Source organism: Streptomyces sp. NPDC014006 (assembly GCF_043088925.1).
In the GTDB taxonomy this organism is placed as follows: domain Bacteria; phylum Actinomycetota; class Actinomycetes; order Streptomycetales; family Streptomycetaceae; genus Streptomyces.
Genome location: NZ_JBICAJ010000001.1, coordinates 550,815 through 565,344, shown reverse-complemented (window position 1 = coordinate 565,344; position 14,530 = coordinate 550,815). Strand labels below are relative to the sequence as shown.

Sequence of the window (14,530 nt, the reverse complement as noted above, 5' to 3'; positions counted from 1 at the left end):
GGCCAGGGCCCGCCGGTTCGGGTTAATCGGTTGAGGTAACGCGGGTGGAGTGTTCGACGATAGGGGCCACGGGCAACCGAAACGCCCCCGTCGCCGACTCCGAGAGAACCCAGCGTGCTCATACGACTCCTGCGTACCTATCTCAGGCCCTACAAGAAACCGATCGCCCTGCTGGTGGGGCTGCAGTTCCTGCAGACCTGCGCCACCCTGTACCTGCCCACCCTGAACGCGGACATCATCGACAACGGTGTCGTCAACGGCGACACCGGCTACATCCTCGGCCACGGCGGCCTGATGATCGGCATCTCGCTGGCCCAGGTCGTGTGCAACATCGGCGCCGTGTACTTCGGCGCGCGTACCGCCTCCTCGCTCGGCCGGGACGTGCGCGGTGCCGTCTTCGACCGGGTGCAGTCCTTCTCGGCGCGTGAGGTCGGTCACTTCGGCGCGCCCTCGCTCATCACCCGTACGACGAACGATGTGCAGCAGGTCCAGATGCTGGCCCTGATGACGTTCACCCTGATGGTGTCGGCGCCCATCATGTGTGTGGGCGGCATCGTGCTGGCGCTCGGTCTGGACGTGCCGCTGTCCGGGGTGCTGGTCGCGGTGGTCCCGGTGCTGACGATCTGCGTCACGCTGATCGTGCGCCGGCTGCGGCCGCTGTTCCGCGCCATGCAGGTCCGGCTGGACACGGTGAACCGGGTGCTGCGCGAGCAGATCACCGGCAACCGCGTCATCCGCGCCTTCGTGCGCGACGACTACGAGCAGGGGCGCTTCCGCAAGGCCAACACCGATCTCACCGAGATGGCGCTGGGCACCGGCAACCTGCTCGCGCTGATGTTCCCGATCGTCATGACGGTGGTGAACCTGTCGTCCATCGCGGTGGTGTGGTTCGGTGCGCACCGCATCGACAGCGGTGGGATGCAGATCGGTGATCTGACGGCGTTCCTCGCCTATCTGATGCAGATCGTCATGTCCGTGATGATGGCCACCTTCATGTTCATGATGGTGCCGCGCGCGGAGGTGTGCGCGGAGCGCATCGACGAGGTGCTGGACACCGAGTCCAGCGTCGTGCCGCCGTCCGCGCCGGTCACCGAGTTGCGCCGGCACGGGCATCTGGAGATCCGCGGCGCCGGCTTCCGCTTCCCGGGTGCCGAGGAGCCGGTGCTGAAGGCGATCGACCTGGTCGCCCGGCCCGGCGAGGTGACCGCGGTGATCGGCTCCACCGGCAGCGGCAAGTCGACGCTGCTCGGGCTGGTCCCCCGGCTGTTCGACGCCACCGACGGAGAGGTGCTCGTCGACGGCGTGGACGTCCGGGAGATCGAGCCGCAACTGCTGGCCCGCACGGTCGGCATGGTGCCGCAGAAGCCGTACCTGTTCGCCGGCACGGTCGCCTCCAATCTGCGCTACGGCAATCCGGACGCCACCGACGAGGAGCTGTGGCACGCGCTGGAGGTGGCGCAGGCCAAGGACTTCGTCACCAAGCTGGAGGGCGGGCTCGAGGCTCCGATCGCGCAGGGCGGCACCAATGTCTCCGGCGGTCAGCGCCAGCGCCTGGCGATCGCGCGGACGCTGGTGCAGCGGCCGGAGATCTACCTCTTCGACGACTCCTTCTCCGCGCTCGACTACGCCACCGACGCCGCACTGCGCGCCGCGCTGGGCCAGGAGACCGCGGAGGCGACCGTGGTGATCGTCGCCCAGCGGGTGGCGACCATCCGCGACGCCGACCGGATCGTCGTCCTCGACGAGGGCCGGGTCGTCGGCAGCGGCACCCACCACGAACTGATGGCGGACAACGAGACCTACCGGGAGATCGTGCTCTCCCAGCTGACGGAAGCGGAGGCTGCCTGATGGCGGGGCCCATGGGGCGGATGATGGCCGGGGGCGGCCCCGACAGCCGTTCGCTGGACTTCAAGAACTCGGGCAAACGGCTCGTCTCCCACTTCCGGCCGGAACGCGTCACCATCTACGCGCTGCTGGCGTGTGTGGTGGTCAGCGTCGGACTGAACGTGGTCGGCCCGAAGATCCTCGGCAAGGCCACCGACCTGGTCTTCGCCGGGATCATCGGCCGGCGCATGCCGGCCGGGGCGACCAAGGAGCAGGTCCTCGACTCCATGCGGGCGCGCGGGCAGGGCTCGGTCGCCGACATGCTGAGCGGCACCGACTTCACGCCCGGCAAGGGCATCGACTTCGGCGCGGTCGGCGACGTCCTGCTGCTCGCACTCGGCACCTTCCTCATCGCCGGTCTGCTGATGGCGGTGGCGACGCGGCTGGTCAACCGTGCCGTGAACCGCACCATGTTCCGGCTGCGCGAGGACGTGCAGACGAAGCTGTCGCGGCTTCCGCTGTCGTACTTCGACAAGCGGCAGCGCGGCGAGGTGCTGTCCCGGGCGACCAACGACATCGACAACATCGGTCAGACGCTCCAGCAGTCGATGGGCCAGCTCATCAACTCGCTGCTGACCATCATCGGCGTGCTGGCGATGATGTTCTACGTCTCCTGGATCCTCGCGCTGGTCGCGCTGGTGACCGTGCCGCTGTCGTTCGTGGTCGCCACGCGCGTCGGCAAGCGCTCGCAGCCGCACTTCGTGCAGCAGTGGCGCACCACGGGCAAGCTGAACGCGCACATCGAGGAGATGTACACCGGGCACGCCCTGGTGAAGGTGTTCGGCCGGCAGCAGGAGTCGGCGCAGCAGTTCGCCGAGCAGAACGAGGCGCTGTACGAGGCCGGGTTCAAGGCGCAGTTCAACAGCGGGATCATGCAGCCGCTGATGATGTGCGTGTCGAACCTGAACTATGTGCTGGTCGCCGTGGTCGGTGGTCTGCGGGTCGCGTCGGGCGCGCTGTCGATCGGCGACGTGCAGGCGTTCATCCAGTACTCCCGCCAGTTCTCCATGCCGCTGACGCAGGTCGCCTCGATGGCGAACCTGGTGCAGTCGGGCGTGGCCTCGGCGGAGCGCATCTTCGAGCTGCTGGACGCGGAGGAACAGCAGAGCGACCCGGTGCCGGCCGAGACCCCCGCCGAGCTGCGCGGGCGGGTGGAGCTGGAGCACGTGCAGTTCCGCTACGACCCCGACAAGCCGCTCATCGAGGACCTGTCGCTGAAGGTGGAGCCCGGCCAGACGGTCGCCATCGTCGGCCCGACCGGCGCGGGCAAGACCACGCTGGTCAACCTGCTGATGCGGTTCTACGAGGTGACCGGTGGGCGCATCACCCTCGACGGTGTCGACATCGCGCGGATGTCCCGGGACGAGCTGCGCGCCGGGATCGGCATGGTGCTGCAGGACACGTGGCTGTTCGGCGGCACGATCGCGGAGAACATCGCCTACGGCGCGGCCCGCGAGGTCACCCGCGGGGAGATCGAGGAGGCGGCGCGGGCCGCGCACGCCGACCGGTTCGTGCGCACCCTGCCCGACGGCTACGACACCGTCATCGACGACGAGGGCACGGGCGTGAGCGCCGGTGAGAAGCAGCTGATCACCATCGCGCGGGCGTTCCTGTCCGACCCGGTGATCCTGGTCCTCGACGAGGCGACCAGCTCCGTCGACACCCGCACCGAGGTGCTGATCCAGAAGGCGATGGCCAAGCTCCAGCACGGCCGGACGTCCTTCGTGATCGCGCACCGGCTCTCCACAATCCGGGACGCGGACACGATCCTCGTGATGGAGAACGGCTCGATCGTGGAGCAGGGCTCGCACGGGGAGCTGCTCGCGGCGGGCGGGGCGTACGCGCGGCTGTACCAGGCGCAGTTCGCGCAGGCGGTGGCGGAGGTCGACTGACCGCCCGGCGGGTCGCCCGGTGCCGGGCGACCCGCCGTTCAGTCCAGATAGCCCCTCAACTGGTCGGCGAAGGCGTGATCGCGCAGCTTGCCGAGGGTCTTGGACTCGATCTGCCGTATCCGCTCGCGGGTCACGCCGAAGAGGCGGCCGATCTCCTCCAGGGTGCGCGGGCGGCCGTCGATGAGCCCGTACCGCAGCTGGACGACCTTGCGCTCGCGCTCGCCGAGCGTCGACAGCACCGCCTCCAGGTGCTCCCTGAGCAGCAGGAACGCGGCCGACTCCACGGGGGAGGCCGCGTCGCCGTCCTCGATGAGGTCACCGAGCGCGACGTCCTCCTCCTCACCCACCGGCGCGTGCAGCGACACCGGTTCCTGCGCGAGGCGCAGCACCTCGCCGACCCGCTCCGGCGCCAGCTCCAGCTGGGCGGCGACCTCCTGGGGGGTGGGCTCGTAGCCGCGCTCCTGCAGCATGCGGCGCTGCACCCGCACGACCCGGTTGATGAGTTCGACGACGTGGACGGGCACGCGGATGGTGCGGGCCTGGTCGGCGAGCGCCCGGGACATGGCCTGGCGGATCCACCAGGTGGCGTAGGTGGAGAACTTGTAGCCGCGCGCATAGTCGAACTTCTCCACGGCCCGGATCAGCCCGAGGTTGCCCTCCTGCACGAGGTCGAGCATGGTCAGCCCGCGGCCGACGTAGCGTTTGGCGACCGACACGACGAGGCGCAGGTTGGCCTCGATGAGCCGCCGTTTGGCGAGGCGGCCCTGGACGACGAGCCGGTCCAGGTCGTGGGCCAGCCGGCTGTCGAGGTCCGGGGTGTTCGCGAGCTTCTCCTCGGCGAACAGGCCGGCCTCCACGCGCCGGGCGAGGTCGACCTCCTCGGCGGCGGTGAGCAGCGGGATGCGGCCGATCTCCCGCAGGTACTGGCGGAACAGGTCGGCGGAGGGCCCGCTGGTCTCGGCGCGGGCGGGCGCCGCCGCCTCGACGGGCTCGGGCTCCGCCGCGGCCTCGTCCCCGGCCTCCGTTTCGGCTTCCGCTTCGGCCTCCGCTTCGGCTTTGGCTTCCGCGAGGGCTTCGGCCGGCGGCTCGGTGGGCTCGGGCATGGCCTCGGGGTGGTGCGCGGCGGGGCTCTGCGGCGGGACGGCGGCCAGGAGGTCCGCCTCCGCGTCCGCTTCCGCGCCGTCGGTACTGTCGCTCTGGACGAGGGTCTGGGTCTGCACGGGGGCGACCTCCAGGGGTGATCGCTGCTGAGGTGAGCGGACCGCGCGGGTGTGGGACCCGTGGGACGGATCGGCCGCGCTCCGGGGACTCAGGCACCGCACCCAGTGTGGAGTACGACACATCGCGGAAACGAGGGGCGTGCGATGACTTTTTGCGTCCGGTCCGTGACGGGCTGGTGATCCCGCGGGGCGGGCCGGGTCAGAGCGCCGCGGCCCCGTGCGCCCGAAGTGCCTGGTCGTACTGCTGGAGGACCCACAGCTCATTCTGTACGGCGGCCAGGGCGGCCGGGTCGCCGGCGGCGCCGAGGCGGGTCAGCTGGGACTGGATCTCGGTGATCCGGCGTTCCACGGCCCGGCGGCGGACGGTGATCAGGACCGTGCCGGCGTAGGTCTCGTCGACCGTGCGGCGCAGGATCGCCTCGACGGCCAGCTCGGTCACCATGGCGCGCACCCGGTCGTCGGGGGCGGCCTCGCGGACGCGGACCAGGTACTCCTGCCCGTCCGCGACGCCCTGCTCGGCGCCGCCCGCGTCCAGGATCGCCTGGCGTACGGCGGCGTACGGCGGGGCGGTGAACTCGTCGATGCCGTACGCGTCGAAGGCCGGGGAGACCAGTTCGGGGCGTTGCAGGGCGAGCTTGAGCAGTTCGCGTTCGGTGGCGTAGACGGGGTTGCGCAGGGTGAGGGCCGGGCCGGAGAACGCGGGTCCCGCGGTGGCCGCCCACTGCTGCCGGTCCGACTGCGTGGCCGGCGCGGGGCCCTTGCCGCCGCGGTCGCGGGCCCAGCGGGCCAGCTGGGCGACCCGCTTGACGACGAACTGGGTGTCGAGGATGCCGAGCATCCCGGCGAGCTGCACGGCGACCTCGTGCTGGGCACCGCTGTTCTTGATGCGGGCGACGACCGGGGCCGCCTCGTCAAGGGCTGCGGCGCGGCCGGCCGGGGTGTCCAGGTCGTAGCGGGCGACCATCTGGCGCAGCGCGAACTCGAACAGGGGGGTGCGCGGTTCGACCAGGTCGGCGACCGCCTCGTCGCCCTTGACGATGCGCAGCTCGCACGGGTCCATGCCGTCGGGCGCGATGGCGATGTAGGTCTCGGCGGCGAACTTCTGGTCGTCCTCGAAGGCGCGCAGGGCCGCCTTCTGACCGGCCGCGTCGCCGTCGAAGGTGAAGATCACGCGGGCCGAGCCGTTGTCCATCAGCAGGCGGCGCAGGATCTTGATGTGGTCGGTGCCGAAGGCGGTGCCGCAGGTCGCGATGGCGGTGGTGACACCGGCGAGATGGCAGGCCATGACGTCGGTGTAGCCCTCGACGACGACCGCGCGGGAGGACTTCGCGATGTCCTTCTTCGCCAGGTCGATGCCGTACAGCACCTGGCTCTTGCGGTAGATCGCCGTGTCGGGCGTGTTGAGGTACTTCGGGCCGTTGTCCGCCTCGTACAGCTTGCGGGCGCCGAAGCCGACGACGTCGCCGCCGATGTCCCGGATCGGCCACATCAGGCGGCCGCGGAAGCGGTCGATGGGGCCGCGGCGGCCCTCCTGGGCGAGGCCGGAGAGCAGCAGTTCCTTGTCGCTGAAGCCCTTGCCGCGCAAGTAGCGCACGAGGTGGTCCCAGCCCTGGGGGCTGTAGCCCACGCCGAAGTGCAGGGCGGCGTTCTGGTCGAAGCCGCGCTCGGCGAGGAAGATCCGGCCGGCGTCGGCCTCGGCGCTGGTGGCGAGCTGTTCGGCGTACCACTCGGCGGCGACCTTGTGGGCCTCGACCAGGCGGATGCGTTCGCCGCGCTGGTGGGAGGGGTTGTAGCCGCCCTCCTCGTAGCGCAGGGTGATGCCGGCCTGGCCGGCGAGACGCTCGACGGCCTCGGAGAAGGTCAGGTGATCGACCTTCATCACGAAGGCGATGGTGTCGCCGCCCTCCTGGCAGCCGAAGCAGTGGAAGAGTCCCTTGCTCGGGCTGACCTGGAAGGACGGCGTCTTCTCGTCGTGGAAGGGGCACAGGCCCTTGAGGTTGCCGCCGCCCGCGTTGCGCAGCTGGAGGTACTCGGAGACGACGGCGTCGATCGGGACAGCGTCCCGAACCGCCTTCACGTCCTCGTCTCTGATCCGTCCTGCCACGTGGAGATTCTACGGGGCCGGAGTGACACTCCCGATGCTCAGGAGGCCAGGCCGTCGAGCGGGACGTGCGGATCGGACAGGGCCTCCAGGTCCACCGGTGTCCGGGAGCTGATCAGTTTCTGGATGGGCTCTGTGACGTCCCACACGTTCACGTTCATTCCGGCCAGCACGCGCCCCTGCTTCACCCAGAAAGCGATGAACTCCCGCTTCCCGGCGTCCCCGCGGATCACCACCTCGTCGTACGTCCCCGGGGGCGCCCATCCGCTGTACTCCATGCCCAGGTCGTACTGGTCGGTGAAGAAGTAGGGCACCCGGTCGTAGACGAGCTCCTTGCCGAGCATGGCGCGGGCGGCCGCGGGGCCGCCGTTCAGGGCGTTCGCCCAGTGCTCCACCCGCAGCCGGGTGCCGAACAGGGCGAGCGGGAAGGAGGCGACGTCACCGGCCGCGTGGATGTCGGGGTCGGACGTGCGCAGCCGCTCGTCCACCACGACCCCGCCGCCGTGCGCCCGGTCGGCGATCTCCAGGCCGGCCGCCTCCGCGAGGCTGGTGCGGGGCGCCGCCCCGATCGCCGCCAGCACGGCGTGCGCCGGATGCTCCTCGCCGTCGTCGGTGCGGGCGGCGAGGACCACGCCGTCCTGGCCGACGATCTCGGTGAGCCGCGCTCCGAAGTGGAAGCGGACGCCGTGCTCGCGGTGCAGCTGCGCGAAGACGTTGCCCAGTTCGGGTCCGAGGACGCCGTGCAGCGGGGTCTGTGACGGCTCGATCACCGTGACCTCGGCGCCGTACCCGCGGGCCGCCGCGGCGACCTCCAGGCCGATCCAGCCGCCACCGGCGATCACGAGGTGGCCGTTGTCCCGGCCGAGCGCGCTCAGCACGCCCTTGAGCCGCTCGGCGTGCGCGAGGCGGCGCAGGTGGTGCACGCCGGCCAGGTCGGTGCCCGGGATGTCCAGCCGGCGCGGCTCGGCGCCGGTCGTCAGCAGCAGCTTGTCGTAGTGGACGAGGGTGCCGTCGTCCCCGAAGCGGACCGTCTTGGCGGCGCGGTCGATGGCGTCGACGGTCTGGCCGAGGTGCAGCTCGATGTCGTTCTGCGCGTACCAGGCGGGTTCGTGCACGAAGACGCTGTCGCGCTCGTCCTTGCCGAGGAGGTAGCCCTTGGACAGGGGCGGGCGCTCGTAGGGGTGGTCGCGCTCGTCGCTGATCAGTATCACGCGCCCGTTGAAGCCCTCCGCCCGGAGCGTCTCGGCCGCCTTGGCGCCGGCCAGGCCGCCTCCGACGATGACGAATGTCTGGTCCGCGTCGACCACTTGATGCCTCCTCGTAAGGGTGCCGCCACAAGGGAGCGTCCCGCACGGAGCGTGATGGGGGAAGAGGGTGTGGCCCGATCAGGCCACGGAGGGTCACATTGGGTTGGGTCCGGATGCGTGTTCAGGGCACATGGGCCTCCAGTGTCACGCCTGTCTTGTCAGCCTGGCGTGAAGGGAACGAGCCGAGGCGTCGGTGAGCGAGGCGATCTGGTCGACGATCACCCGTTTGCGTGACCGGTCGTCGCCGGCCTTGTCGAACAGGGCGCGGAACTGCGGGTCCAGGCCTTCGGGGGCGCGGGCGGTGAGCGCGGCGGCCAGTTCCAGGACGACGATGCGCTGGTCGGCACGCAGCCGCTCCTGCTCGTCACGCTGCATGACGTACCGGTCGGCGACCGCCTTCAGCACCGCGCACTCCAGCCGGGTCTCCCACGGAACGACCAGCTCGGCGGCGTACCGGATGAGCCGTCCGCCGCCGTACGCCTCCCGGGTGGCGGCCTCGGCGGCCAGGCAGAACCGGCCGATGAGCTGGCTGGTGGCGTCCTTCAGCCGGGCCTGCGCGACGGCCGAGCCGTCGTAGCCGTGCGGCCACCACTCCTCGTCCAGGAGCCGGTCCAGGGCGGCCGCCAGTTCCCCGGGGTCGGTGTCCGCGGGCACGTACCGGCCGATCGCGACCTGGAAGACGTCCCGCCGCTCGGGCTCGGCGTGCAGGCAGACGGGGTCGATGTGCCCGGCGTGCAGTCCGTCCTCCACGTCGTGCACCGAGTACGCGACGTCGTCGGACCAGTCCATGACCTGCGCCTCGAAGCACGCGCGCGTGCCGGGGGCCTCCTTGCGGACCCAGTCGAAGACCGGGCGGTCGTCCTCGTACACGCCGAACTTCCCCGACGACGGGTCGGTGGGGTGGGCGCCGCGCGGCCAGGGGTACTTGGTGGCGGCGTCCAGGGCGGCGCGGGTGAGGTTGAGGCCGACGGAGCCCTCCTCGGTGAACCGCTTGGGCTCGATGCGGGTGAGGAGCCTGAGGGACTGGGCGTTGCCCTCGAAGCCGCCGCAGTCCTGCGCGAACTCGTTCAGCGCCTGTTCGCCGTTGTGGCCGAAGGGCGGGTGGCCGAGGTCGTGCGAGAGGCAGGCCGCCTCCACGAGGTCCGGGTCGCAGCCGAGGGCCGCGCCGAGCTCTCGGCCCACCTGGGCGCACTCCAGGGAGTGGGTGAGGCGGGTGCGGGGGCTGGCGTCCCAGGCGGACGCGCTGCGCTCGCCGGGCGTGACGACCTGGGTCTTGCCGGCGAGCCTTCGCAGGGCCGAGCTGTGCAGGACTCGCGCCCGGTCGCGTTGGAATGCGGTGCGGCCGGGGCGTTTCTCCGGTTCGGGGGCCCAGCGTTCGGTGTCCTGCGCGTCGTACGGCATGTCTCGACAGTAAGCGGGGGGTGTGACAAACGGGCGCCTGCGCGTCTGCCGAGTTTCCTGTTTCGGCTTCCGGGCCGTGCCTGCCGCAGGGGGCGGCGACACGGCCCGGATCCGTGTGGCCGGCGCTTCGTTACGCCTCCTCTCCTCCCGCCGAGCCCGCCGAGGGCAGCCGCTCGCGGATCTGGTCCATGACGGTGGAGTCCGTGAGCGTCGTGACGTCGCCGAGCGCGCGGTCCTCGGCCACGTCCCGCAGCAGGCGGCGCATGATCTTGCCGGAGCGGGTCTTGGGGAGTTCGGCGACGACCAGTATCTGCCGGGGCCGGGCGATCGGGCCGATCTCCTTGGCGACGTGGGCACGCAGTTCGCCTGCCACCTCTTCTGCACCGGCCTGCCCACCCGCCCCCGGCTCTCCCGCGTCGCTGCGCAGGATGACGAAGGCCACGACACCCTGCCCGGTCGTCGGGTCGCTCGCGCCGACCACGGCTGCCTCCGCGACCATCGGATGGGAGACGAGGGCGGATTCGACCTCCGTGGTGGAGATGCGGTGCCCGGAGACGTTCATGACGTCGTCGACCCGGCCGAGCAGCCAGATGTCGCCGTCCTCGTCCTTCTTCGCGCCGTCCCCGGCGAAGTACACCCCGGGGAAACGGGACCAGTAGGTGTCGATGTACCGCTGCTCGTCGCCCCAGATGGTGCGCAGCATCCCGGGCCACGGTTCGGTCAGGACCAGATAGCCGCCGGAGCCGTCGGGCACCGGCTTGCCGCTGTCGTCGACGACGTCGGCCGCGATGCCCGGCAGGGGCCGCAGGGCCGAGCCGGGCTTGCAGACGCTCACGCCCGGCAGCGGGCTGATCATCTGAGCGCCGGTCTCCGTCTGCCACCAGGTGTCCACGACCGGGCAGCGGTCGGAGCCGATGTGCTTGCGGTACCACATCCACGCCTCCGGGTTGATCGGCTCACCGACCGAGCCCAGCAGGCGCAGCGACGACAGGTCGAACTCGGCCGGGACGTCGCCGCCCCACTTCATGAAGGTGCGGATCGCGGTCGGGGCGCAGTAGAGGATCGACACGCGGTACTTCTCGACCAGCTCCCACCAGCGGCCCTGGTGCGGCGTGTCCGGTGTCCCCTCGTACATCACGGAGGTGACGCCGTTGGCCAGCGGGCCGTAGACGATGTACGAGTGGCCGGTGACCCAGCCGATGTCCGCCGCCGTCCAGAACACGTCCCGTTCCGGTTTGACGTCGAACACCGCCCAGTGCGACCAGGCGACCTGGGTGAGATAGCCGCCGGTGGTGTGCAGGATGCCCTTCGGGCGGGCTGTCGTGCCGGAGGTGTACATGATGTACAGCGGGTGTTCGCTGTCGAATGCCTCCGCCTCGTGCTCGGACGGCTGTGCGTCCACCAGGTCGTGCCACCACACGTCCCGGCCGTCGGCCCAGTCGACCTCCTGTCCGGTGCGCCGCACCACCAGGACGCTGCGTACGTCGGGGCACTCGCGCAGTGCCTCGTCGACCGCGGGCTTCAGCGCGGAGGGCTTGCCCCTGCGGTAGCCGCCGTCGGCCGTGATCACCACGTGCGCGTCGCAGTCGAGGATCCGGCCGCGCAGCGCCTCGGCGGAGAAGCCGCCGAAGACCACGGTGTGCGGAGCGCCGATGCGGGCGCAGGCCAGCATCGCCACCACCGTCTCCGGGATCATCGGCATGTAGATCGCCACCCGGTCGCCGGTGCGCACGCCGAGCGACCGCAGGGCGTTGGCGGCCCGGCACACCTCCGCCGTCAGGTCGGCGTAGGTGATCGTGCGGGTGTCGCCGGGCTCGCCCTCCCAGTGGAAGGCGACCCGCTCCCCGAGACCGGCCTCCACGTGCCGGTCCAGGCAGTTGTACGCCGCGTTCAGGCGCCCGCCGGTGAACCAGCGGGCGAACGGGGCACGGCTCCAGTCGAGCACCTCGTCGAAGGGCCGTGCCCAGTGGAGCCGGCCGGCAGCTTCGGCCCAGAAGGCGAGGCGGTCGGCACCGGCGCGTTCGTACTCCGCCGCGGTGGCGTTCGCCGCGTCGGCCAGCTCCGGGGGCGGCGGGAACCGTCGCTCCTCATGGAGCAGGTTGGAGAGTGTCTCGCCACCGGAGTCGGTCATGCGTGGGCTCCGAAGGGACCGCGATGGTGCGTGCGGTGCGACCGCAGGTGCTCACCGAGGTTCGGGAAGACCGGCATGACGGCACGCTGGTACGTGGAGTTGGTGACGCCGGCGAAGGACGCGTACCAGGCGCACACGGCCGTGACCAGGCCCAGCCAGCCGCCGGCCTTGACGGTGTCCGGCGACTGCGCGAAATCGGCGACACACAGGACGATGAACGTCGCGGACAGCGTGACGAACACGGCGAGGATCGCCCCCGTCGTGCGGGTCGCCGCGACGGTCATGTAGACCGTGAAGACCGCCCACACCAGCAGGAACAGCCCGCTGGCCTGGTGCGCGGTGGACACCGGCAGGCCGGGCGCGACGAACTTCGCGTAGGCGGCGTACGACAGCCAGAAGGCGCCGAAGGAGCCGAACGCGGTGGCGCCGAAGGTGTTTCCCTTGCGGAACTCCCACATGCCGGCGAGGAGTTGGGCGAGCCCGCCGTAGAACAGTGCGAGCGGCAGGACTACGGCGACCAGCTTCTTGTCGGTGATCAGATCCGCGTTGAAGGTGCTGAGAACGAAGGTCGTCGCGGCGAAGGCGGCGAGGCCGAGCGGGCCGGGGTCCGCGATTCTTCCTTGTTCGGTGGTCGGGGTGCTCATTTGCGCTCCTCCTGTGATCTGGATCACAAGAATGTGAGATCCATTGTAGGCACCACCTATGGATGTCGACGCCTCGCGCACGGCCTGCACAGGAGAACGGCGCCGCCTGTACGACGAACGGACGTCCGGCGTCGGTCGGGGGCGCTGACCGGGTTCCCCGGCAGCAGATCTCTAGGCGGCCGTCGTGACCGGCATCTGCAGCGCCTGCTCGTACCTCTGCAGCACCAGCCGCACCATCGCCGAATGGGCCCCCAGCGGTTCCGCCGCGATCCACGGCGCGGCCTTCGCGCACTGGGTCGCGAAGCGGCCCGGGGCCGTGAAGCAGGAGGCCACGGCGATGCGGTGGCGGCCTCGCGCCGTCAGGGCCCGGACGGCCGTCTCCACGGTCGGGGTCGCCGCCGAGGCGTACGCCGGGACGACCGGGACGCCCAGGCGGTCGGCGAGGAGGTGGGCCGTGCGGCGGGTGTCCGCTGCGGAGTCGGGGTCACGGGAGCCGGCGGCGGCCAGGACCACGGCGCTCGCGCGGCGCTCGGGGTCCGTCATCCGCACCGGCCAGCCGGCCTCGGTGAGGCGGGCGTACATGGTCTCCACCAGGAGGGGATGGGGGCCCAGGGGTGCGGCCACGCGTGCGCGTACCGGGGAGGCGGCCGCCAGGTCCGGGATGTCCTGCTTGACGTGGTAGCCGCGGGTGAGCAGCAGCGGCACCAGGACCGCCTGCGTGTCGCCCAGGGCGGTGAGGGTGTCGCAGAGCAGGGGGGCGTTGAGCTCGATGTGGCCGAGGTGCACGGGCAGCGCGGGGCGCAGTTCGCGGACGCGCTCCAGAAGGGTGCGGACGGTGCTCAGGGCGCGCGGGTCGCGGCTGCCGTGGGCCACGAGGACCAGGGCGGGCTGGGCGGGGCGGCGTCGGCCGTCGGGGCGGACCAGGCGGAGCCGGCCGGTCAGCTCGGTGCTGATCGCGCTCATCAGGTGCTGCGCGGTGCTGTCGAGGTGGGCTTCGTCGCGGGGAGGGTTCGACGCCGTCATGGAAGGATCCTGGCGTCGTGAGGTTGCGTCGCCGTTGCGTGACCGTGACGGCTGTCTTTTCCTGTGGCTCACCGCGGGCCCGTGCGCGGTGTGAGTGAACCGGATCGGGTGGCGGCGCGTCCTGATGCATCGGGACCGATCAGGAGGGGGCAGAAGAAGCGATGCGCCGTTGGAGACTGCCACGCACGCGTACCGGACAGCGCCGGCTGGTGCAGGCGGTGATGGCCGTCTGCGTGCTGGCGCTGCTTCCCTCGACCTGGATGTACACCGTCACGGGCGACCGGCTGCGCAGCGCGGCCGACGTGCCGCACACCGAGGTCGCCGTCGTCTTCGGGGCGGGCCTGTGGGACGGGGAGCCGTCGCCGTATCTGGCGCACCGGCTGGACGCGGCGGCCGCGCTGTACCGGGCGGGGCGCATCGAGGTCGTGCTGGTGACCGGGGACAACAGCCGCGCCGACTACGACGAGCCGGACGCCATGCGGACGTATCTGCGCAAGCACGGTGTGCCGACCGAGCGGATCGTCAGCGACTACGCGGGGTTCGACACCTGGGACTCCTGCGTGCGGGCCAGGAAGATCTTCGGGGTCGACCGGGCCGTGCTGATCAGCCAGGGCTTCCACATCCGGCGTGCGGTGGCACTGTGCGAGGCGGCGGGGGTGACGTCGTACGGCGTCGGCGTGGACGAGTGGCACGACGTGACCTGGTACTACGGCGGGACCCGGGAGGTCTTCGCGGCCGGCAAGGCGGCGCTGGACGCCCTCTTCCGGCCCGATCCGCGCTTCCTCGGCCCGAAGGAGCCCGGCGTGGCGCGGGCGCTGGCGAGCAGGCGCTGACCCTCGCCTCACCGTGCCCCGCCGGCCGCGGGGAGGTCGCCGTCCCGGCTGTGTAACACCATGCCGTGCGGACCCGTAACACGGCCGACGCAGG

At 71.2% G+C, this 14,530-nt stretch carries 10 protein-coding genes; 3 read left to right on the top strand and 7 right to left on the bottom strand.

What is annotated here, in order from left to right; translation table 11 throughout:
* Positions 1 to 114: 114 nt before the first annotated feature.
* Both ACF1GV_RS02535 and ACF1GV_RS02530 read left to right on the top strand, forming a co-directional pair.
* Positions 115 to 1,848: an ABC transporter ATP-binding protein gene (locus tag ACF1GV_RS02535; protein ID WP_391677099.1), complete on the top strand. Its 1,734-nt coding sequence runs from the start codon at positions 115 to 117 to the stop codon at positions 1,846 to 1,848.
* A complete protein-coding gene (locus ACF1GV_RS02530) occupies positions 1,848 to 3,776 on the top strand; it encodes an ABC transporter ATP-binding protein (RefSeq protein ID WP_391677098.1) in 1,929 nt (642 codons plus the stop codon). The genes ACF1GV_RS02535 and ACF1GV_RS02530 overlap by 1 nt, the downstream gene beginning before the upstream one ends.
* Positions 3,777 to 3,814: 38 nt before the next feature.
* Here the strand turns inward: ACF1GV_RS02530 and ACF1GV_RS02525 are convergent, their stop codons facing one another.
* The 7 genes from ACF1GV_RS02525 to ACF1GV_RS02495 all read right to left on the bottom strand — a co-directional run bounded on the left by ACF1GV_RS02525 (position 3,815) and on the right by ACF1GV_RS02495 (position 13,603).
* The gene (locus tag ACF1GV_RS02525) at positions 3,815 to 5,011 is read right to left on the bottom strand and encodes an RNA polymerase sigma factor (RefSeq protein WP_391678457.1); all 1,197 of its coding nucleotides are present in this window, start codon (positions 5,009 to 5,011) and stop codon (positions 3,815 to 3,817) included.
* 184 nt (positions 5,012 to 5,195) lie between these two features.
* On the bottom strand, positions 5,196 to 7,100 hold the full coding sequence (dnaG, locus tag ACF1GV_RS02520) for a DNA primase (protein WP_391677097.1): 1,905 nt from the start codon (positions 7,098 to 7,100) through the stop codon (positions 5,196 to 5,198).
* Positions 7,101 to 7,138: 38 nt separating this feature from the next.
* Entirely contained in the window at positions 7,139 to 8,404 is a 1,266-nt protein-coding gene (locus ACF1GV_RS02515; protein WP_391677095.1) for an NAD(P)/FAD-dependent oxidoreductase, read from the bottom strand.
* Positions 8,405 to 8,548: 144 nt separating this feature from the next.
* Positions 8,549 to 9,805, bottom strand: coding sequence for a deoxyguanosinetriphosphate triphosphohydrolase (locus ACF1GV_RS02510; protein ID WP_391677094.1), 1,257 nt, complete (start codon positions 9,803 to 9,805; stop codon positions 8,549 to 8,551).
* 130 nt (positions 9,806 to 9,935) lie between these two features.
* A complete protein-coding gene (gene acs, locus ACF1GV_RS02505) occupies positions 9,936 to 11,936 on the bottom strand; it encodes an acetate--CoA ligase (RefSeq protein WP_391677092.1) in 2,001 nt (666 codons plus the stop codon).
* On the bottom strand, positions 11,933 to 12,580 hold the full coding sequence (locus ACF1GV_RS02500) for an acetate uptake transporter (RefSeq protein WP_391677090.1): 648 nt from the start codon (positions 12,578 to 12,580) through the stop codon (positions 11,933 to 11,935). Before ACF1GV_RS02500 ends, acs begins: the two co-directional genes overlap by 4 nt.
* Before the next feature lie 171 nt (positions 12,581 to 12,751).
* The gene (locus tag ACF1GV_RS02495; RefSeq protein ID WP_391677088.1) at positions 12,752 to 13,603 is read right to left on the bottom strand and encodes a sirohydrochlorin chelatase; all 852 of its coding nucleotides are present in this window, start codon (positions 13,601 to 13,603) and stop codon (positions 12,752 to 12,754) included.
* 161 nt (positions 13,604 to 13,764) lie between these two features.
* On the opposite strand from ACF1GV_RS02495, the gene ACF1GV_RS02490 reads away from it, so the two are divergent.
* Positions 13,765 to 14,436, top strand: a complete 672-nt coding sequence (locus ACF1GV_RS02490) for a vancomycin high temperature exclusion protein (RefSeq protein ID WP_391677086.1) — start codon at positions 13,765 to 13,767, stop codon at positions 14,434 to 14,436.
* Positions 14,437 to 14,530 lie beyond the last annotated feature (94 nt).